The organism is Streptomyces sp. NPDC006134 (assembly GCF_040628835.1).
GTDB lineage: Bacteria > Actinomycetota > Actinomycetes > Streptomycetales > Streptomycetaceae > Streptomyces.
On record NZ_JBEXTV010000033.1, the window covers coordinates 1 to 18,652 of the forward strand.

At 72.6% G+C, this 18,652-nt stretch carries 19 protein-coding genes; 5 read left to right on the forward strand and 14 right to left on the reverse strand.

From position 1 onward, the window contains the following. Positions 1 to 127: 127 nt before the first annotated feature. From ABZ340_RS21680 to ABZ340_RS21690, 3 genes are all read right to left on the reverse strand, one after another. Positions 128 to 955: a MetQ/NlpA family ABC transporter substrate-binding protein gene (locus ABZ340_RS21680; RefSeq protein WP_358783432.1), complete on the reverse strand. Its 828-nt coding sequence runs from the start codon at positions 953 to 955 to the stop codon at positions 128 to 130. Positions 956 to 1,039: 84 nt separating this feature from the next. Further along, positions 1,040 to 1,777 carry a methionine ABC transporter permease gene (locus ABZ340_RS21685; RefSeq protein WP_358783433.1) on the reverse strand — a complete coding sequence of 246 codons (738 nt, stop codon included), beginning with the start codon at positions 1,775 to 1,777 and terminating at the stop codon, positions 1,040 to 1,042. Beyond that, positions 1,774 to 2,859, reverse strand: coding sequence for an ATP-binding cassette domain-containing protein (locus ABZ340_RS21690; protein ID WP_358783434.1), 1,086 nt, complete (start codon positions 2,857 to 2,859; stop codon positions 1,774 to 1,776). Before ABZ340_RS21690 ends, ABZ340_RS21685 begins: the two co-directional genes overlap by 4 nt. Positions 2,860 to 3,626: 767 nt before the next feature. Here ABZ340_RS21690 and ABZ340_RS21695 point away from each other — a divergent pair. Both ABZ340_RS21695 and ABZ340_RS21700 read left to right on the forward strand, forming a co-directional pair. Next, positions 3,627 to 3,986 (forward strand): hypothetical protein, encoded by a 360-nt coding sequence (locus ABZ340_RS21695; protein WP_358783435.1) that lies wholly within the window; start codon positions 3,627 to 3,629, stop codon positions 3,984 to 3,986. 1 nt (position 3,987) lies between these two features. Next, positions 3,988 to 4,443 (forward strand): hypothetical protein, encoded by a 456-nt coding sequence (locus ABZ340_RS21700; protein ID WP_358783436.1) that lies wholly within the window; start codon positions 3,988 to 3,990, stop codon positions 4,441 to 4,443. Between the two features lie 36 nt (positions 4,444 to 4,479). Here the strand turns inward: ABZ340_RS21700 and ABZ340_RS21705 are convergent, their stop codons facing one another. The 3 genes from ABZ340_RS21705 to ABZ340_RS21715 form a co-directional block, all read right to left on the reverse strand. Further along, positions 4,480 to 4,977, reverse strand: a complete 498-nt coding sequence (locus ABZ340_RS21705) for a GNAT family N-acetyltransferase (protein ID WP_358783505.1) — start codon at positions 4,975 to 4,977, stop codon at positions 4,480 to 4,482. Between the two features lie 57 nt (positions 4,978 to 5,034). Next, complete coding sequence (locus tag ABZ340_RS21710; protein ID WP_358783437.1) at positions 5,035 to 5,529, reverse strand: sigma-70 family RNA polymerase sigma factor; 495 nt, start codon at positions 5,527 to 5,529, stop codon at positions 5,035 to 5,037. A gap of 75 nt (positions 5,530 to 5,604) precedes the next feature. Then, the gene (locus ABZ340_RS21715) at positions 5,605 to 6,771 is read right to left on the reverse strand and encodes a glycerophosphodiester phosphodiesterase (RefSeq protein ID WP_358783438.1); all 1,167 of its coding nucleotides are present in this window, start codon (positions 6,769 to 6,771) and stop codon (positions 5,605 to 5,607) included. A gap of 437 nt (positions 6,772 to 7,208) precedes the next feature. Between ABZ340_RS21715 and ABZ340_RS21720 the strand changes: the two genes are divergently transcribed. Continuing rightward, positions 7,209 to 7,883, forward strand: coding sequence for a lysophospholipid acyltransferase family protein (locus tag ABZ340_RS21720; RefSeq protein WP_358783439.1), 675 nt, complete (start codon positions 7,209 to 7,211; stop codon positions 7,881 to 7,883). 414 nt (positions 7,884 to 8,297) lie between these two features. Here the strand turns inward: ABZ340_RS21720 and ABZ340_RS21725 are convergent, their stop codons facing one another. The 5 genes from ABZ340_RS21725 to ABZ340_RS21745 all read right to left on the reverse strand — a co-directional run bounded on the left by ABZ340_RS21725 (position 8,298) and on the right by ABZ340_RS21745 (position 14,386). Further along, the gene (locus ABZ340_RS21725; protein WP_358783440.1) at positions 8,298 to 9,827 is read right to left on the reverse strand and encodes an MFS transporter; all 1,530 of its coding nucleotides are present in this window, start codon (positions 9,825 to 9,827) and stop codon (positions 8,298 to 8,300) included. Beyond that, positions 9,824 to 10,375: a helix-turn-helix domain-containing protein gene (locus ABZ340_RS21730; protein WP_358783441.1), complete on the reverse strand. Its 552-nt coding sequence runs from the start codon at positions 10,373 to 10,375 to the stop codon at positions 9,824 to 9,826. The genes ABZ340_RS21725 and ABZ340_RS21730 overlap by 4 nt, the downstream gene beginning before the upstream one ends. An 82-nt stretch (positions 10,376 to 10,457) precedes the next feature. After that, positions 10,458 to 11,429: an aldo/keto reductase gene (locus ABZ340_RS21735; protein ID WP_358783442.1), complete on the reverse strand. Its 972-nt coding sequence runs from the start codon at positions 11,427 to 11,429 to the stop codon at positions 10,458 to 10,460. 175 nt (positions 11,430 to 11,604) lie between these two features. Next, positions 11,605 to 13,041 (reverse strand): argininosuccinate lyase, encoded by a 1,437-nt coding sequence (argH, locus tag ABZ340_RS21740; RefSeq protein ID WP_358783443.1) that lies wholly within the window; start codon positions 13,039 to 13,041, stop codon positions 11,605 to 11,607. 151 nt (positions 13,042 to 13,192) lie between these two features. Next, complete coding sequence (locus tag ABZ340_RS21745) at positions 13,193 to 14,386, reverse strand: argininosuccinate synthase (RefSeq protein ID WP_358783444.1); 1,194 nt, start codon at positions 14,384 to 14,386, stop codon at positions 13,193 to 13,195. A 151-nt stretch (positions 14,387 to 14,537) separates the two neighbouring features. Here ABZ340_RS21745 and ABZ340_RS21750 point away from each other — a divergent pair, with 151 nt between their 5' ends. Both ABZ340_RS21750 and ABZ340_RS21755 read left to right on the forward strand, forming a co-directional pair. Continuing rightward, entirely contained in the window at positions 14,538 to 15,125 is a 588-nt protein-coding gene (locus ABZ340_RS21750) for a pyridoxamine 5'-phosphate oxidase family protein (RefSeq protein WP_358783445.1), read from the forward strand. A gap of 3 nt (positions 15,126 to 15,128) precedes the next feature. Then, on the forward strand, positions 15,129 to 15,845 hold the full coding sequence (locus ABZ340_RS21755) for a L,D-transpeptidase family protein (RefSeq protein WP_358783446.1): 717 nt from the start codon (positions 15,129 to 15,131) through the stop codon (positions 15,843 to 15,845). Between the two features lie 125 nt (positions 15,846 to 15,970). On the opposite strand, the gene ABZ340_RS21760 is transcribed toward ABZ340_RS21755, so the two are convergent. The 3 genes from ABZ340_RS21760 to argB are packed head-to-tail and all read right to left on the reverse strand — an operon-like array spanning position 15,971 to position 18,652. After that, positions 15,971 to 16,510, reverse strand: a complete 540-nt coding sequence (locus ABZ340_RS21760; protein ID WP_044380253.1) for an arginine repressor — start codon at positions 16,508 to 16,510, stop codon at positions 15,971 to 15,973. Positions 16,511 to 16,517: 7 nt separating this feature from the next. Next, the gene (locus ABZ340_RS21765; RefSeq protein WP_358783447.1) at positions 16,518 to 17,714 is read right to left on the reverse strand and encodes an acetylornithine transaminase; all 1,197 of its coding nucleotides are present in this window, start codon (positions 17,712 to 17,714) and stop codon (positions 16,518 to 16,520) included. Continuing rightward, a complete protein-coding gene (gene argB / locus ABZ340_RS21770; RefSeq protein WP_358783448.1) occupies positions 17,711 to 18,652 on the reverse strand; it encodes an acetylglutamate kinase in 942 nt (313 codons plus the stop codon). Before argB ends, ABZ340_RS21765 begins: the two co-directional genes overlap by 4 nt.

The window sequence follows — 18,652 nt, forward strand, 5'->3', positions numbered from 1 at the left end:
ACCTTGGGGGCCTTCTGCACCTCGCGGCCCTGCTCACCCCCCACCAACCCATATTGACCCCCCCCACCCCCCCCCGGGGGGGGGCTCCGCCGGGCGGAGCCGACCCCGTGTGTGGCGAGGCGGCGGGTCAGAAGGAGGCGATCACGGACCCGGCGTACTTGTCCTCGATGAACTTCTTCACCTCGGGGGAGGTGAGGAGCTTGGCGAGCTTCTTCACGCGCGGGTCGTCCTCGTTGCCCTCCTTGACCACGAGGAGGTTGACGTTCGGGTTCTTCTCGGCGGACTCCAGGACGAGGGCGTCCTTCGCGGGCTTGAGGTCCGCCTCCAGGGCGTAGTTGCCGTTGATGACGGCCGCGTCGACGTCGTTCAGGGAGCGCGGGGTCTGGGCCGCCTCCAGCTCCTTGAACTTGAGGTTCTTGGGGTTCTCGACGATGTCGGCGGGGGTGGCCTCGGTGCCGACGCCGTCCTTGAGGGTGAGCAGCCCGTTGGCGGCGAGCAGCTGCAGGGCGCGGGCCTCGGTCACGGTGTCGTTGGGGACGGCGATGGTCGCACCGTTCTTCAGGTCGCCGGGCTTGTCGGCCTTCTTGGAGTACAGGCCGAGCGGCTCCAGGTGCACCGAGGCGACGGACTTCAGGTGGGTGCCGTTCTTCTTGTTGAAGTCCGCCAGGTACGGCTCGGTCTGGAAGTAGTTGGCGCCCACCGAGCCGTCCTCCGTCGCCGTGTTCGGCGTGACGTAGTCGGTGAACTCCTTGACCTCCAGGTCGAGGCCCTCCTTCTTCGCCAGGTTGTCCTTGACGTAGGTGAGGATCTCGGCGTGCGGGACGGGGGTCGCGGCGACGACCAGCGGTCCCGAGGTGTCGGAGGCGGAGTCCTTGTCCGAGCCGCAGGCGGTCAGCCCGAGGGTGAGGGCCGAGACGGCGAGGACGGCGGTGGTGATCTTGGCGGTGTTACGCACGAAAAGTGCCTTTCCTTGTGGGTGGTGCGACCCCGTGTCCACGGTTGCGGCGGGAACGGGGAGTCCGTGGGAGGTGCCCGGCGGTTACGCGACCTTCTGGATGTCGGCCGCCGCGGGCTCCTTGGCCTTCAGCAGCCGCAGCCTGGGCGCGGGGCCCGAGCGGCCGCCGCGGCGGTGCAGGGTGCGGGCGGCGTAGTCGCCGGCGAACTGGATGAGGGAGATGACGACGGCGAGGATCGCCACGGTGATCCACATCAGGCCGGTCTCGAAGCGCTGGTAGCCGTAGCGGACGGCGAGGTCGCCGAGGCCGCCGCCGCCGACGGTGCCGGCCATCGCCGAGTAGCCGATGAGGGCGATGACCGTGGTGGTGGTGCTGGCGATCAGCGACGGGAGCGCCTCGGGGACGAGGACCTTGCGGACGATCGTCCAGGTGTTGCCGCCCATGGCCTGGACGGCCTCGACGAGGCCGTTGTCCACCTCGCGGACGGCCGTCTCCACCAGGCGGGCGAAGAAGGGGATGCCGCCGATGGCGAGCGGCACGATCGCGGCCTCGCTGCCGATGGTGGTGCCGGTGATCCAGCGGGTGAAGTTCATCAGCGCGACCATGAGGATGATGAACGGCATCGAGCGGCCGACGTTCACGATCTGCCCGACGACCTTGTTCACCACGGTGTTCTGCAGCAGGCCGCCCTTGTCGGTGAGGACGAGCAGGACGCCGATCGGGAGGCCGGCGACGACGGCGATCACGGTGGACCAGCCGACCATGACGAGCGTCTCCCGACACGCCTGTTCCAGCAGCGGCTGCATCTCGGACCAGGTCACTTGGCACCTTCCTTCGCCGGCACGGGCTGGTCGTCCTTCACCGCGTCGGCCGCGACGGCCGCCGCACCGGCCGCGGCGGCCGTGTCGATCACGTCGACCTGCAGGCCCTGTTCGCGCAGGAAGCCGACCGGTACGACGTTGTCCTCGTAGCGGCCGGGCAGTTCCAGGCGCATCCGGCCGATCTGGAGGCCGCCGACGGTGTCGATGGCGGCACCGAGGATCGATATGTCGATGTTGTAGGTGCGGGCGAGCTGGGAGATGACCGGCTGGGTGGCGGCCTCGCCGTGGAAGGTGACGTCGAGGACGGTGCGGTCGTCGGCGGAGGGCTCCCCGCCGACCGGGAACAGCGCGGCGGCCAGCTCGGAGCCCGGGGTGGCGAGCAGTTCGCTCACGGTGCCGGACTCGACGATGCGGCCCTTGTCCATGAGGGCGGCCGAGTCGCAGATGGTCTTGACGACGTCCATCTCGTGGGTGATGAGCAGGACGGTCAGGCCGAGCTGCCGGTTCAGGTCGCGCAGCAGCGTCAGGATGGAGCGGGTGGTCTCCGGGTCCAGGGCGCTGGTGGCCTCGTCGGACAGCAGCACCTTGGGGTCGCCGGCCAGGGCGCGGGCGATGCCGACGCGCTGCTTCTGGCCGCCGGAGAGCTGGGCGGGGTAGGCCCTGGCCTTGTCGGCGAGGCCGACCAGGTCGAGCAGGTCCAGCGCCTTGCGGGACCGTTCCCTGCCCGAGACGCCGAGGATCTCCAGGGGCAGTTCGACGTTGTCCTGCACGGTCCGGGTGGACAGCAGGTTGAAGTGCTGGAAGACCATGCCGATACGGCTGCGCGCCTGCCGCAGTTCCCGGCCGGCCCTGGGTCCGCGGCCGGCGAGCGCGGTGAGGTCCTGCCCGGCGACGGTGACCGTGCCGGAGGTGGGGCGCTCCAGGAGGTTGATGCAGCGGATGAGCGAGGACTTGCCGGCACCGGACTGGCCGATGACGCCGTACACCTCGCCTTCACGGACGTGCAGGTCGACGCCGTCGAGGGCGGTGACCTCACGGCCGCGCGAGCGGTAGACCTTGGTGAGGCCCGTGGTGGTGATCACGTGGGTTTCCGTCACTGTCGAGTGCGCGGCGCGTGCGTGGGCGCCGGCACGGGCGTTGTTCTTCGGGGGTCTTCGGAACGCGGCACGGTTCTCGCCAGGGCGGTCGAACCGGGGAGAAACGTGTGCGCGAGGGGGGCACCCCCCTGCCGTCCGGCAGTGGGGGCGGCTCGGTCGCCCGCGCGGGGCGCGACGGCGGACGCGAGCGGCACTCGCTTCGGGGCGCGAGGCTCGGATGGTGCAGGGGCCCTCTAGAAGGCGCACATTCGACGCATACACAGACAACGAGCACCGGGCGTCATGGTCGCCTCGGTCGCAGGGGTGCGGTCGCTCGTCGTGGTCATGCGATCAGTAAAGCAGACGTATGGACACGACCGGACACCGCTGTCCGCAATGTGGACACCGGGCATATCGGCGGGCGGGCGCCGGGAACGGACGGCGCGCGCCTGCCTCCCGGTGACGACCAGGATCGATGGGGCGGCGGGCGCCCGCCCGCCGGCCCCGCGCCGAAGGGGCGGGCGAGGCGGGTTGTGGCCAACGCCACGGTCGCCGGCCCCCGGGCACGGGCCGTCCCCTCCCCGGGCGCAGACCGTCGCTCCCCGGGCGCGGGCCGTCGGTCTCCGGGCGCGGGCCGCCACCGGGATCGAGTCCGGGGCCGGGGCCGGGGCGGGATCGGGCCGCCGCCGGGAACGGGCCCGGATCGGACCAGGGCAGGGATCGGGCCGGGGCCGGGCACCGGGGACCTTTCGGGCCGTAATAGGGTCGCTGCCATGCTTGACGTCCTGACGCTGGCGACCGGCGTCGCCGCGCTGCTGCTCGCCGCATGGTGCGGCTGGGCGGCCTACCGTGATCAGCCGACGAAGGACTGGCACTTCATCGGGATGGCCGTGGTGACGCTGCTGGCCCTGGGCCAGCTGGCGGTCGGCATCGTGCAGCTGGCGCGGGGCGAGAAGCCGGAGCAGGGCACGACGATCTTCGTGGCGTATCTGCTGGGGGCCTTCGCCTGCATCCCGGCGGCGGGGTTCATGTCGCTGGCCGAGCGCACCCGCTGGGGCTCGGTGACGGTCGCGGCCGGCGGTGTGGTCCTGGCCGTGCTGGAAGTGCGGCTCTACGACATCTGGGGAGGCTGAGATGGCGGCCACGCAGGATGCGCGGGACACGCGGGAGGAGCCGGCGCGGACGCGTCTCGTCGGCGGCCCCGGGATTCTGCTCGTCTGGCTGTACGGCGTGATGGTCGTGGGCGCGGTGTCGCGTTCCGTCTACCAGATCGCCACCGAGTTCGACCGGGCGCCGCTCGCATACTCCCTGTCGGCGGTGGCCGGGCTGGTGTACGGCTTCATCACGTACTCCCTGGTGCGCGGCGGCGAGAGGGCCCGCAGGGCGGCGCTGGTGTGCTGCGCCGCCGAGCTGGTGGGGGTGGTGACCGTGGGCACCTGGACCCTGGCCGATCCGTCGGCCTTCCCGGACGCGACCGTGTGGTCGGACTACGGGATGGGCTACGTCTTCATCCCCGTGCTGCTGCCGCTGTCCGCCCTGTACTGGCTGCGCAAGGGCGCGCGCCGGCAGCGGCGGGCCGCCGCCGGCTGAGCGGCCGGGGCCCGGCAGCCCGGCCCGGCCCGGAGGTCAGGCCGTCGTCGCGTACGTCTCCGCGCGTTTCTCCAGCACGACCATCGGGACGCCGTCCGCGCCCCGCGCGGTGCCGACCGTCTCGTAGCCGACGCGGCGGTACAGGCGCAGACTGCCCTCGCTGCGGTGTCCCGTGTGAAGACGGAAGCGCGTGGCGCCGCGCTCCTCGGCGAGGGCCGACTCGGCCGCCCTGAGCAGGCGGGCGCCGATGCCGTGCCCCTGGAGGCGAGGGTGGACGCAGAGCTTGCCGATGGACGCGGCGCCGTCCTCGGTCACCCGGCCGCGCACCGAGCCGACCACCTCGTCGCCGAGCCGCGCCACGAAGACGCAGTCCCGGGCGACCTCCTCGCGGACGGAGTCCAGGGTCTGGACGAGCGGGTCGATGCGGTAGTTGCCGTACAGCGCCGCCTCGCTCTGGAAGCAGAGGTACTGCAGCCGGAAGATCTGTTCGGCATCCTGCTCGGTCGCCGCAGAGATGGTCACGCTCATGCCCATGTGCGCACGCCTCCCGCTCATCTGATCGCCTGTCGTCCCCCACTCCTATCCCCGTCGTCAGCGGACCGCAACCTCCGGGGCGAGCAGGCGCCGCAGACATCCCAGACATCTGGAGCGTTCCGGCCCAAGACTGCCCTGTGAGATACCCAACTCCCCCGCGATTTCCCGGTATGTCAGGTCCTTCGGGGACAGCAGGGCCTCCATCAGCCGGGGACAGCGGCCGGGCAGGCGGCGCACCGCCTCGCGCAGGGCCCGGCGGCGGGCGGCGGCCAGAGCGAGCACCTCGGGGTCGCGGGCGGAGTCGTCGGCGGGCTCGACCTCGTACGGCCGTTCGAGACGGGCGGTGCGGCGGCTGCGGCGCACCTCGGAGCGGACCGCGTTGCGCAGCCAGCCGTGGGGGTCGCGGGGTGGGCCGTCGGCCTTCAGTCGCTCCAGGAGGCGGAGCCAGACCGCCTGTTCCAGGTCGCCGGGTTCGGCCCCGGAGGCATATGCCTCCGCGGAGGCCTCGGCGGTGAGCAGCGGGCGCAGGGCGGCGACCAGGTCGTGCGTCATATGCGCTATGACCCGGCCGTCCGGGCGGGAGTTGCCCGGACGGCCGGAAGGTCACCCGACCGGGGGTCGTCGGGCTCAGCGGTTGACGAAGTCCTCACGGGCCAGCAGCCCGGTGTCCGGGTGGTCGGTGAAGATGCCGTCGATGCCGGTGGCGAAGTAGGCCCGGTAGGCGCCGAAGACGTCGCCGTAGGCGTCGGGATCGGTGCCCTTGCGGAAGTCCGCGGGCAGGAAGGGGTTCTCGTTGCGCAGGGTGTACGGGTGCACGAGCAGGCCCGCCCGGTGGGCGTCGCGGACGAGGGTGGTCGGCTCCTTCAGACGGCCGGCGGAGTCACGCGGGACGACCAGGTCGAGGGTCGGGCCGATGCCCCGGGCGTAGGAGGCGATCTCCTTCAGGCCCTCGGGGGTGACGAGGTCGGCGACCGTGCGCGGGTCGCCCGTCTCGACGAAGTCCCAGGGGCGGGTGCCGGCGCCGGACAGCAGCACGACCAGCGGGTTGCCGACGAGCCCGGCCAGGCGCCGGACGCTGGTCGGCTCGAAGGACTGCAGGACGACCGGCGAGTGCTTCCCGTCCTTGCCGTGCCTGCGCAGGGCGCGGGCGACCCGCTCCTCCAGGCCGAGGCCCAGCTTGCGGAAGTAGGTGGGGTGCTTGAGCTCGGGGTAGATCCAGACCTGCTTGCCGCGCCGCCGGGTCTGCTCGTCCTGCCAGCGGAGCACCTCTTCGAAGGTGGGGATCTCCCAGCGGCCGTCGTACAGGGTGTTGTGGGGGCGGTTGGCGGGGATGCGCTCGGTGGCGCGGAGCGTCTTGAGCTCGGCGAGGGTGAAGTCCTCGGTGAACCAGCCGGTGGTGGCCACGCCGTCGAGCGTCTTGGTCCGCCTGCGGCCGGCGAACTCGGGGTGGTCCGCGACGTCCGTGGTGCCGCCGATCTCGGGTTCGTGGCGGCAGACGAGGTGGCCGTCCCGGGTGGGGACCAGGTCGCCGGCCTCGACGATGTCGGCGCCCATGTCCAGGGCCAGCTGGTAGGCGCCGAGAGTGTGCTCGGGCCGGTGGCCGCTGGCGCCCCGGTGCCCGATGACCGTCGGGACGGGCAGCCCCTTCAGGCCGGTGCCGCCGTGCCGGGTGCCGGCGGCTCTCGCCGTGCCGGGCAGACCGAGGACGGCTCCGCCCGCGCCGAGCACGGCCGCGCCGAGGAGCGCCCGCCGCCCGGTTCCGCCCGCCCGCTCGTCCGTCTCCTGCGTTCCCATGAGCGCCCTCCTGCCGTCGGCTCCTGCGGTGCGCGCCGATCGTAGGGGCGCGCACGTGACGGACGGGAGACCCCTGAGGGAACACCGGGGTGACGGGGGATGGCGTACGCGCGGCGGTGTCTGACGGTTCGTCGGCTTGACCGCGGCGGGACGGGGTACGCGGACGGCGACGAGGACGGCCACGACGGACACCGCGGGCTCACGCCCTGGGGACGCGACGTGCCTCACATCGTTCCGGCCGGGTTGCCGCCGTGTGACGGCGCGGCCCCGCAGGTGAACGCGCGTCAACAGTGCGTAAGACCTCGGTGAACCCGACGTGCGTCGCCCCATGGACCGCGAGTAATGTCCTCACCTGCACAGACTCGCACCGCGTTCCTCGACGTACCCCAGACACCGCTCGACACCGCTCGACACTCTCTTGACAACCGGAGGGCCCGTTGTCCCGCTTCGCGCTCATCAAGGCAGTGCTCGGTCCGATCATGCGCCTGATGTTCCGCCCACAGGTGGAGGGCGCGGAGCACATCCCGGCCGACGGCCCGGTGATCATGGCCGGCAACCATCTGACGTTCATCGACTCGATCGTCCTGCCCCTGGTCACCAAGCGCCAGGTGGTCTTCATCGGCAAGGACGAGTACGTCACCGGCAAGGGCCTCAAGGGCCGGCTGATGGCGTGGTTCTTCACCGGCGTCGGCATGATCCCCGTGGACCGGGACGGCGCGAACGGCGGTGTGGCGGCGCTGATGACCGGACGCCGGGTGCTGGAGGAGGGCCGGGTGTTCGGCATCTACCCCGAGGGCACCCGCTCCCCCGACGGCCGCCTCTACCGCGGCCGTACGGGCATCGCCCGGCTCACCCTGATGACCGGCGCGCCCGTGGTGCCGTTCGCGATGATCGGCACCGACAAGCTCCAGCCCGGCGGCCGGGGCATCCCGCGGCCGGGCAAGGTCACGGTCCGCTTCGGCGAGGCGATGGAGTTCTCGCGGTACGAGGGCATGGACCGCGACCGGTACGTGCTGCGGGCGGTGACCGACTCCGTGATGGCGGAGGTCATGCGGCTGTCGGGGCAGGAGTACGTGGACATGTACGCCACGAAGGCGAAGAAGGCCGCGTAGCGCGCCGGCACCGGGCACACGGCGACGGCGGGCCGCCTCCCGGGCGGCCCGCCGTCGCCGTGTCCGGCACCCGCCCTCGGGGCCGCACCGCGGTTCCGCCCGTCCCGCACCGGGCGCACTCCGCGGACCGGGCCGCCGGGCGCGCCCCCGCCGGGACCCGCCTCCCGGCCCGAGCCCCGGGCCCTCCCCGCGTACCGGGACCCGCCTCCCGGCCCGAGCCCCGGGCCCTCCCCGCGTACCGGGACCCGCCCTCCGGCCCGAGCCCCGGACGCACCCGCGTATCAGGACCCGCCTTCCGGCCCAAACCTCCAGGCGCACCCACGTACCGACGCACCCACGCACCCGCGCATCGGGCCCCGCCCCGGCGGAGGCGGGTCCCGGTGCGTGGGGCGGGCCCTCGGGGCGGCCGCACGGTCACCCGTGCTCGACGCCGTCCTCCAGCTTCTGCCCGCGCAGCAGGAACCAGGCCGCCACGGACGCCGCCAGCAGGACCACCGCGCCGGCGCCCGCCGCGAGGGCCAGGCCGTCGACGAAGGACTGCCGGGCCGCGTCCAGCATCGCCGACGCCGTGGGGGCGGGCAGGCGGGCGGCCGCCTCCACGGCTCCGCCCAGCGACTCGTGGGCCGCGGCCGGGGTGCCCGCCGGGCCGGTGAAGTCCCGGTACACGCCGGTGACGATCGAGCCGAGCAGGGCGATGCCGAGGGCCGCGCCGAGCTCGTACGCCGTCTCGGAGACCGCGGAGGCGGCGCCCGCCTGCTCCTTGGGCACGCTGGAGAGGATCACGTCGGCGGTGACGGTGAACGAGAACCCGGCGCCGACGCCGACGACCAGCAGCGCCGCGCCCAGCAGCGGGTAGCCGGTGGACTGGCCGATGACGGTCAGCGCGGCGAGCGCCGTGCCGACCGCGGCGAGTCCGCCGGAGACCACGGCCCGCACCGAGAAGCGCCGGGCCGCGCGGCCCGCGATCAGACCGGCCGCCACCGCGCCGACGGCGGCGGGCAGTTCGGCCAGCCCCGCCTCGAACGGCCGCCTGCCCTGCACGAGTTGCAGGTACTGGGAGAGGAAGAACACCAGGCCGGACAGGCCCAGGATGGTCAGCAGGTCGGCCAGGACGGCGCCGCTGAAGCCGCGGTTGCGGAACAGCCGCATGTCCAGCAGCGGGGCCGGCAGGGTGAACTGACGGCGGACGAACCCGTACAGGGCGGCGGCGCCCAGCAGGCCCGCGGCGAGCGTGGCCCACGCGAAGCCGTGTGCGGCGGTCTCCTTGACCGCGTACACGACGCCGACCACACCGGCCAGCGACAGCAGGACGCTGGGCAGGTCCCAGGGGCCCGGGTCCGGATTGCGGGACTCCGGCAGCATCTTGACGCCGACGAGGACGAGGACCGCCATCACCGGCAGGTTGATCAGGAAGACCGACCCCCACCAGAAGTGCTCCAGCAGGAATCCGCCGGCGATCGGGCCGACCGCCGTGCCGGCGGAGGCGGTGGCGCCCCAGATGCCGACGGCGAGGCTGCGCTCGCGCGGGTCGTGGAAGAGGTTGCGGATCAGGGCGAGGGTGGCCGGCATCAGGGTGGCGCCCGCGACCCCGAGCAGGGCCCGGGCCAGGATCATCAGCTCGGGCGTGGTCGCGTAGGCGTTCAGGACGGAGACCGCGCCGAACGCCGTCGCGCCGAGGAGCAGGATCCGCTTGCGGCCGATGCGGTCGCCGAGGCTGCCCATGGAGACGAGCAGTCCGGCGATGACGAACGAGTAGACGTCGCCGATCCACAGCAGCTGGGTGCCGGAGGGCCTGAGGTCCTCGCTGATGTAGGGGGTCGCGAGACCGAGGACGGTCGCGTCGACGGCCACCAGCAGCACGGCCAGCACGAGGACGGCGAGGGCGAGCCAGCGGCCCGGCCGCTTCACCTCCGCCGTGGGCGCCGGCTGCAGGGTGCTGGTCATGATTCCTCTCTCCGTGTCGCACCGCCGAGCAACAGCTCGGCGATCATGTGGGGGAAGTCCTTGGCGGCCACCCGGCCGTCCAGTACGGCCCAGGCGCCCGAGGCGATCAGCCCGTAGAGGGCCTCCGTGAGCCAGACCGGGCTGAGGTCGATCCGGAACTCGCCGTTTCGCTGGCCCTGCCGGAACAGCTCGGCCATGCGCGCGTCGAGCCGGGTCCAGCCCTCGTGCTGCGCACCGCCCTCGAAGAGCTGGCTCTCGCTGTAGAGGAAGGCGAGCAGTCCGGCGACGGGCTCGATCTCGCGCACCAGCCGCCGTACGGCGTCGCTCGCGCTGCCCTCGTCCGGCCGGGCCCGGTCCACCGCGGCCTCGCACTCGGCGATGCACAGCGCCTCCAGCGCGCGCACGAGCGCGTCGCGCCCGGCGAAGTGGCGGTGCAGGGTGGCCCGGCTGATCCCGGCGTGCTTGGCGACCTCGTCCATGGTCGCGGTGGATTTGCGGGTCAGCAGGGCCGCGGCACTGCGCAGCACGTGGTCACGGTCGACAGCCATGAGACAACCATAGCCCACATGAGACATTCTTGTCTCATTACGAGTATGTGTGACTCAAAGCGCCTGGTCAGGGCGGGTGCGGTCAGTGCCAGGGCAGCTGCCCGCGCCGCTCCCAGTACGCGCGGGGGTCCTCGGCGAGAGCGGCCAGCCGGGAAAGGTGGCCGTCGTCCAGGTCGACGGCGGGGGCGTGCAGGTTGGAGGCGAGCTGGGCGGTGGTCACGGCGCCGGAGAGGACGACGCCGGCCCAGGGCTGCCGCAGGATCACCGCGAGGGCGACCGCGTCGCAGCCCATGCCGGTCTCCCGGGCCACGGACTTCAGGGCGTCCGGCGCGTGCGGCCCGGCGAGCCGCCCGTTGGCCATGCCCTCCTTGACGATCACCGTGAGCCCGGCGTCGTGCGCCTCGGCGAGCGCGGGGCCGGCGGAGGTCTCCAGCAGGTTGTACGTCGACTGGACGGTACGGAAGAGGGGCTCGCCGCCGACCGTGACGGCGAGCGCGGCGCGGATGGCGTCGGCCTGGGCGGGACCGCTGGTGGAGAAGCCGACGCTGACGCCCCGGGCGGCGGCCTCGGCCAGCCGGGCGTGCAGGTCCTCGTCGGTGAGGGCGGGGCTGTCCGGGGTCACCGAGTGGATCTGGTAGAGGTCGAGCCGGTCGCCGAGCAGGGCGTCGGTCTCGGCGCGCTGGCGTTCGTACGCGGCGACGCTGTGGTCCTTGACCTCGTGCCGCTCGGCGTCGGTGGACCAGCCGGCGGTGTAGGTGTAGCCCCACTTGCTGCCGACCACCACGTCGGTGGCCTCGGGGCGGGCGCGGAGCCACTCGGCGAGGAACTCCTCGGAGCGGCCGTAGGAGCGGGCGGCGTCGACGTACCGGACGCCCTGCGCGTAGGCGGCGTCGAGGAGCTCGTGGGTGCGCCTGCGCAGCGCCTCGACGCCGCGGTCCTCTCCGAGGTCGGTGTCGCGGCCGAGGGTGATGTAGCCCGGGCGGCCGACGGCGGCGAGTCCGAGGCCGATGTGGCAGGTCGGGGTCGTGGCGGTGGCCAGGCGGGCGAAGGGCATCGCGGGCTCCGGGGTCGGGTCCGGCAGGGTTTCCGACCAACGTAACCCGGGATGACCTTCGCCTCAGGGGTGGTTCGTGCGGTGGGGTGGCGGGTGCGGGGAGCGGGCAGCTCGCCACTCCCCGTTCCCCGCTCCCCGGTCCTGGCGGGCGCTCCCCGTTCCCCGCTCCCCGGTCCTAGCGGGCGCTCCCCTTGGCCCGCGCCCAGGCGTGCTGCTGCTCCACGTCCGCCTTGACCTCGGCGAGCTGGACGGCGACGGCCTCCGGCGCCGTACCGCCGCGGCCGTTGCGGGAGGCGAGGGCGCCGGGGACGTTCAGGACCGAGCGGACCTCGGGGGTGAGGTGGGGGGAGATCTTGGCGAACTGCTCGTCGGTCAGGTCGTCGAGCTCCTTGCCCTCGGCCTCGGCGGCCTTCACGCACTCGCCGGCGACCTCGTGCGCGACCCGGAAGGGGACGCCCTGCTTCACCAGCCACTCGGCGATGTCGGTGGCGAGGGAGAACCCGGCCGGGGCCAGCTCCTCCATCCGCTCGCGGTGGACGGTGAGCGTGGCCATCATGCCGGTGAGGGCCGGCAGCAGGACCTCCAGCTGGTCGATGGAGTCGAAGACCGGCTCCTTGTCCTCCTGGAGGTCGCGGTTGTAGGCGAGCGGGAGGGCCTTGAGGGTCGCCATGAGGCCGGTCAGGTTGCCGATCAGGCGGCCGGACTTGCCGCGCGCGAGCTCGGCGATGTCCGGGTTCTTCTTCTGCGGCATGATCGACGAGCCGGTGGAGAAGGCGTCGTGCAGGGTCACGAAGGAGAACTCCTTCGTGTTCCAGATGATGACCTCCTCGGCGATGCGGGAGAGGTTCACCCCGATCATCGCGGTGACGAAGGCGAACTCGGCGGCGAAGTCGCGGGAGGCGGTGCCGTCGATGGAGTTGGCCGCGCTGCCGTGCTCGAAGCCGAGGTCCTTCGCGACCGCCTCCGGGTCCAGGCCGAGGGAGGACCCGGCCAGCGCGCCGGAGCCGTACGGCGACACGGCCGTGCGCTCGTCCCACTGGCGCAGCCGCTCGGCGTCCCGGGACAGGGCCTGGACGTGGGCGAGGACGTGGTGGGCGAAGAGCACCGGCTGGGCGTGCTGGAGGTGGGTGCGGCCGGGCATCGCCACGTCCGGGTGGGCCTCGGCGAGGCCGATCAGCGCGTCCTGGAGGTCGGCGATCAGGCCGCCGATGATCCGGGCGTGGTCGCGCAGGTACATCCGGAAGAGGGTGGCCACCTGGTCGTTGCGCGACCGGCCGGCGCGGAGCTTGCCGCCGAGGTCGGGGCCGAGCCGCTCCAGCAGGCCGCGCTCCAGGGCGGTGTGGACGTCCTCGTCGGCGATCGTGCCGGTGAAGGCGCCGGAGGCGACGTCCGCCTCCAGTTCGTCGAGCCCGGCGATCATGCGGGTCAGCTCGTCCTCGGTGAGCAGCCCCGCCTTGTGGAGCACGCGCGCGTGGGCGCGGGAACCGGCGATGTCGTAGGGCGCCAGCCGCCAGTCGAAGTGGACGGAGGCGGACAGCTTCGCCAGGGCCTCGGCGGGACCGTCGGCGAAACGGCCGCCCCAGAGCCGTACGTCACCGCTGTTGCTGCTCACTTGCGTTGCTCCTCGGGAGGGTCTGCGGGAGATCCGGATGTGCCGCCGCCTCCCCACCCGTGCGTGATCCGTGAGCGATCGGTGAGTGGGGAGGCGGCGGCCAAGCTGATGCGTGCGAGGGGTCGCCGGGCGCCCCTCCTGTTCGGGACTCTTACGCCAGGTCCCGCTTGGCGGCGATCTTCGCCGACAGGCTGTAGATGTCGATGAAGCCCTTGGCCGCGGCCTGGTCGAAGGTGTCGCCGGTGTCGTAGGTGGCGAGGTTGAAGTCGTACAGCGACGACTGCGAGCGCCGGCCGGTGACGACCGCGCGACCGCCGTGCAGGGTCATCCGGATGTCGCCGGAGACGTGCTGGTTGGCCTCCTCGACGAAGCCGTCCAGGGCGCGCTTGAGCGGGGAGAACCACAGGCCGTCGTAGACCAGCTCGCTCCAGCGCTGCTCGACCTGGCGCTTGTAGCGGGCCAGTTCGCGCTCGACGGTGACGTTCTCCAGCTCCTGGTGGGCGGTGATCAGGGCGATCGCGCCCGGCGCCTCGTACACCTCGCGGGACTTGATGCCGACGAGGCGGTCCTCGACCATGTCGATCCGGCCCACGCCCTGGGCGCCGGCGCGCTCGTTGAGCTGCTGGATGGCCTGGAGCACGGTGACGGGCTTGCCGTCGATGGCGACCGGGACGCCCCGCTCGAAGGTGATGACCACCTCGTCGGCCTCGCGCGGGAGGGCCGGGTTCTGGGTGTAGTCGTAGATGTCCTCGATCGGCGCGTTCCAGATGTCCTCCAGGAAGCCGGTCTCGATGGCCCGGCCGAAGACGTTCTGGTCGATGGAGTACGGCGACTTCTTGGTGGTCGCGATCGGCAGGCCCTTCTCCTCGCAGAAGGCGATGGCCTTGTCGCGGGTCATGGCGTAGTCGCGGACCGGGGCGATGCACTTCAGGTCGGGGGCGAGGGCGACGATGCCGGCCTCGAAGCGGACCTGGTCGTTGCCCTTGCCGGTGCAGCCGTGGGCGACCGTGGTGGCGCCGTGCTTCTGGGCGGCGGCGACCAGGTGCTTGACGATCACCGGGCGGGACAGGGCGGAGACCAGCGGGTAGCGGTCCATGTACAGGGCGTTGGCCTTGATCGCCGGGAGGCAGTACTCGTCGGCGAACTCGTCCCTGGCGTCCGCGACCTCGGCCTCGACGGCGCCGCAGGCGAGCGCGCGCTTGCGGATGACGTCCAGGTCCTCGCCGCCCTGGCCGACGTCGACCGCAACGGCGATGACCTCGGCGCCCGTCTCCTCGGCGATCCAGCCGATGGCGACGGAGGTGTCCAGACCGCCGGAGTAGGCGAGTACGACGCGCTCGGTCACGGGGTTCTCCTCACAGTGCATTCGCTGATATGCATGAGTATGCAGGAGTCCGCATGATTCGTCAATCCGCCTCCGGAGGCGCCCGGCGAGAGCGGAAGCGGATCGGCGAATTCATTAGTCAGGCGAAGTAATGACGTCTACGATCTCAGTCATGGGAAAGACCTATGAGCGCATCGACGGCCGGCTCCGCACCTTCATCGAGTCCCAGCCCCTCTTCTTCACCGCCACGGCGCCCCTGGCCGCCGACGGCACGGTCAACCTCTCCCCCAAAGGGCTCAAGGGCTCCTTCGCGGTGCTCGACGACCGCACGGTGGCCTACCTCGACTTCGCCGGCTCCACCGCCGAGACCATCGCCCACCTGCGGGAGAACGGCCGGATCACCCTGATGTGGTGCGCGTTCCAGGGCCCGCCGAACATCGTCCGCGTGCACGGCCGCGGCGAGGCGGTCCTCAGGGACGACCCGCGCTTCAAGGACCTGCTCGCCCGCTTCCCGGACATCGACCCCGCCCGGCACGGCCTGCGCGCGATCGTCGTCGTGACGGCCGAGCTGATCCGCGACTCCTGCGGGTACGCGGTCCCCCTCATGACGTACGAGGACGACCGCGACCTGCACGGCAAGCGCTTCGCCCGCGAGGACGACGCCTCGCTCAGCGCCTACTTCGCCAAGAAGGAGCACATAGCGACCAGCCTGGACGGACTTCCCGGGCTGCCGTTGCCGCTGCCCCCGTCTACGGTCTGAGCCATGCGCCCCGCACGCCCCGGCGTCGTCGCCGTCCTCGTCTCCGCGTCCCTCCTCGCGCTCGGTGCCGCGCCCGCCGGCGGGCCGCCGGCGAAGCCCTTGCCGGAGCGGATGGCCGACACCGGCGGCGGCCGTCAGCTGATCACCGCCGTCGCCCCGCGGACCGGCTCCACCACGGGCACGGTCACCTGGTGGGACCGCCGGGGCGGGCGGTGGGTGAAGGCCGGTTCCGCGCCCGCCCGCTTCGGGGCGAAGGGGCTGGTGGAGGGCGCCGCGCGGCGGCAGGGCACGAACACCACGCCCACCGGGCTGTACGGCCTGCCGTACGCCTTCGGCATCGCGCCGGCGCCGCGCGGCACGGCGTACCCCTACCGCCCGGTGCGGCAGGACTCCTGGTGGTGCCAGGACAACGGCTCCCGCTCCTACAACCGCTGGACCGAGCCCCGCCCGGCCGACTGCGCCGCCGCCGAGGCCGAGCACCTCATCACGTACGGCACGCAGTACGCGCACGCGCTCGTCGTCGGCTTCAACTACGACCGTCCGGTGCGCGGGCGCGGCGCGGGCATCTTCCTGCACGTGAACGGGCGGGGGGCGACGGCGGGGTGCGTGTCGGTGCCGGCGGGGGCGATGCGCCGGATCCTGGCCTGGGCCGACCCGGCGGCCCGGCCGCACCTCGCCATCGGCACGTCGGGCGGGGCGACGGCGATCACGCGGTACTGAGAGCCCCGGACAGAAGGGGCGCCCGGCTCGCGATGCCTGGCACGCACGCTCGCAAGGCACCGGACGCCGCGAGCTGATCGGACTCCTTCTGCTCGGGGCTCTGAGGCAGGGACGGGACCGGCCGGTCAGCCGCCGTTCTGCGCCAGCCGCAGCAGGTGGTCCGCCAGCGCCTGGCCCCCGTCCGGGTTCCGGCTGATCAGCAGCAGCGTGTCGTCACCGGCGATCGTCCCGAGGATGTCGTGCAGCTCCGCCTGGTCGATGGCCGAGGCCAGGAACTGCGCCGCCCCCGGCGGGGTGCGCAGGACCACGAGGTTCGCGGACGCCTCCGCGGAGATCAGCAGCTCCTGGGAGAGCCGCCGCATCCGCTCCTCCTTGGCCGACTCCCCCAGCGGCGCGCGCGGGGTGCGGAAGCCGCCCTCGCTCGGGACCGCGTAGATGAGGTCGCCGTCGGTGTTGCGGATCTTCACCGCGTTCAGCTCGTCCAGGTCCCGGGAGAGCGTCGCCTGCGTGACGCTCAGCCCGTCGTCGGCGAGGAGTTTCGCCAACTGGCTCTGGGAGCGCACCGGCTGCCGGTTGAGGATGTCCACGATCCGGCGGTGGCGTGCGGTGCGGGTCTGCGGCACGGCAGGCCCGGGGTGCTGTCCGTGGTCCTGCGCCTGGCTCATCGTCGTCTCATTCTCCGGATCGTCCGTCCCCGTGGGCTTCGTCCAGGATGCCGGGCAGCGCCCCGAGGAAGGCGCCCACCGCATCGTCGCCGAGATTCAGCGGCGGCATCAGCCGTACGACATCGGGTGCAGGCGCGTTCACGAGGATCCCGGCGTCCTGGGCCGCCTGCTGCACCTGCGGCGCGAGCGGCTCGGTGAGCACGATACCCAGGAGCAGGCCCGCGCCCCGGACGTGGGCGACCAGGGGGTGGCCCAGCGCCTCGATCCCGCCGCGCAGTTTCTCGCTCTGCCGCTTGACGTTGTCCAGCAGTCCCTCGCGGGCGATGGTGTCGAGGACGGCGAGGCCGGCGGCGCAGGCGACCGGGTTGCCGCCGAAGGTGGTGCCGTGCTGGCCCGGCCGGAGCAGCTCGGCGGCGCGGCCGAAGGCGACGGTGGCGCCGAGCGGAAGGCCACCGCCCAGGCCCTTGGCGAGGGTGACGACGTCGGGCAGGACGCCCTCGTGGGCCTGGTACTCGAACCAGGTCCCGGTCCGTCCGATGCCGGTCTGCACCTCGTCCAGCACCAGCAGCGAGCCGGTGGCGGCGGTGATGGCGCGGGCCGCCTTGAGGTAGCCGGGGGGCGGGACGACGACGCCGTTCTCGCCCTGGACGGGCTCGATGACGACGAGGGCCGTCTCCTCGGTGACCGCGGCGGCCAGCGCCTGGGCGTCGCCGTAGGGCACGTGGGTGACGTCGCCGGGCAGCGGCAGGAAGGGCTCCTGCTTGGCGGGCTGGCCGGTGAGCGCGAGGGCGCCCATGGTGCGGCCGTGGAAGCCGCCGTGGGTGGCGACCATGCGGGTCCGTCCGGTCAGCCGGCCGATCTTGAAGGCGCCTTCGTTGGCCTCGGCGCCGGAGTTGCAGAAGAAGACCTTGCCGCTGCGGCCGAAGAGCTGGAGCAGCCGTTCGGCGAGGGCGACGGGCGGCTCGGCGACGAAGAGGTTGGAGACGTGGCCGAGGGAGGCGATCTGCCGGCTGACGGCCTCCACGATCGCCGGGTGGGCGTGGCCGAGGGCGTTGACCGCGATGCCGCCGACGAAGTCGAGGTACTCCTTGCCGTCGGCGTCCCACAGCCTCACGCCCTCGCCGCGGACGAGGGGCAGCCGCGGGGTGCCGTAGTTGTCCATGAGCGCGCCTTGCCACCGCGCGGTCAGTTCCTCGTTGCTCACGACTCCCCCTGAGCGCTCTGATCGGTCTGCTCGGTCTGCTCGCTGTCGTCGGGCACGACCATGGTGCCGATGCCCTCGTCGGTGAAGATCTCCAGCAGGATCGAGTGCTGGACCCGGCCGTCGATGACGCGGGCGGTGTGCACGCCGTTGCGTACGGCGTGCAGGCAGCCCTCCATCTTCGGGACCATGCCGCTGGACAGCTCCGGCAGGAGTTTCTCCAGCTGGGACGCGGTGAGGCGGCTGATCACCTCGTCGGAGTGCGGCCAGTCCTCGTAGAGGCCCTCGACGTCGGTGAGGACCATGAGGGTCTCGGCGCCCAGTGCCGCAGCGAGTGCCGCAGCCGCCGTATCAGCATTGACGTTGTAGACATGTCCGTCGTCCTGGGAACGGGCGATCGAGGAGACGACCGGGATGCGGCCGTCGGCCAGCAGCGCCTCGATCGCGCCGGTGTCGATCTCGGTGATCTCGCCGACCCGCCCGATGTCGACGGGCTCGCCGTCGATCTCGGGCCGGTGCTTGACGGCGGTCATGGTGTGCGCGTCCTCGCCGGTGAGGCCGACGGCGAGCGGGCCGTGCCGGTTGAGCAGCCCGACCAGCTCCCGCTGCACCTGCCCGGCCAGCACCATCCGTACGACGTCCATGGCGTCCTCGGTGGTGACGCGCAGGCCCGCCCTGAACTCGCTGACGATGCCGTGCCGGTCGAGCGCGGCGCTGATCTGGGGGCCGCCGCCGTGCACGACGACCGGCTTGAGGCCGGCGTGGTGCAGGAAGACGACGTCCTGGGCGAAGGCGGCCTTCAGGTCCTCGTCCACCATGGCGTTGCCGCCGAACTTGATGACGACGGTCTTGCCGCGGTGGCGGGTCAGCCAGGGCAGCGCCTCGATGAGGATGCGGGCCTTGGGGAGCGCGGTGTGTCTGCGCGTCGTTCCGTTGCTCAT

Excerpts from the sequence above, each read along its gene's own strand:
- ABZ340_RS21700 (WP_358783436.1), top strand. The coding sequence starts at position 3,988 with ATGGCGGCCACGCAGGATGCGCGGGACACGCGGGAGGAGCCGGCGCGG.
- ABZ340_RS21710 (WP_358783437.1), bottom strand. The coding sequence starts at position 5,529 with ATGACGCACGACCTGGTCGCCGCCCTGCGCCCGCTGCTCACCGCCGAG.
- ABZ340_RS21705 (WP_358783505.1), bottom strand. The coding sequence starts at position 4,977 with ATGGGCATGAGCGTGACCATCTCTGCGGCGACCGAGCAGGATGCCGAA.
- ABZ340_RS21760 (WP_044380253.1), bottom strand. The coding sequence starts at position 16,510 with ATGAGCCAGGCGCAGGACCACGGACAGCACCCCGGGCCTGCCGTGCCG.
- argB (WP_358783448.1), bottom strand. The coding sequence starts at position 18,652 with ATGAGCAACGGAACGACGCGCAGACACACCGCGCTCCCCAAGGCCCGC.
- ABZ340_RS21735 (WP_358783442.1), bottom strand. The coding sequence starts at position 11,429 with ATGCCCTTCGCCCGCCTGGCCACCGCCACGACCCCGACCTGCCACATC.
- ABZ340_RS21695 (WP_358783435.1), top strand. The coding sequence starts at position 3,627 with ATGCTTGACGTCCTGACGCTGGCGACCGGCGTCGCCGCGCTGCTGCTC.
- ABZ340_RS21725 (WP_358783440.1), bottom strand. The coding sequence starts at position 9,827 with ATGACCAGCACCCTGCAGCCGGCGCCCACGGCGGAGGTGAAGCGGCCG.
- ABZ340_RS21750 (WP_358783445.1), top strand. The coding sequence starts at position 14,538 with ATGGGAAAGACCTATGAGCGCATCGACGGCCGGCTCCGCACCTTCATC.
- ABZ340_RS21730 (WP_358783441.1), bottom strand. The coding sequence starts at position 10,375 with ATGGCTGTCGACCGTGACCACGTGCTGCGCAGTGCCGCGGCCCTGCTG.
- ABZ340_RS21755 (WP_358783446.1), top strand. The coding sequence starts at position 15,129 with ATGCGCCCCGCACGCCCCGGCGTCGTCGCCGTCCTCGTCTCCGCGTCC.
- ABZ340_RS21715 (WP_358783438.1), bottom strand. The coding sequence starts at position 6,771 with ATGGGAACGCAGGAGACGGACGAGCGGGCGGGCGGAACCGGGCGGCGG.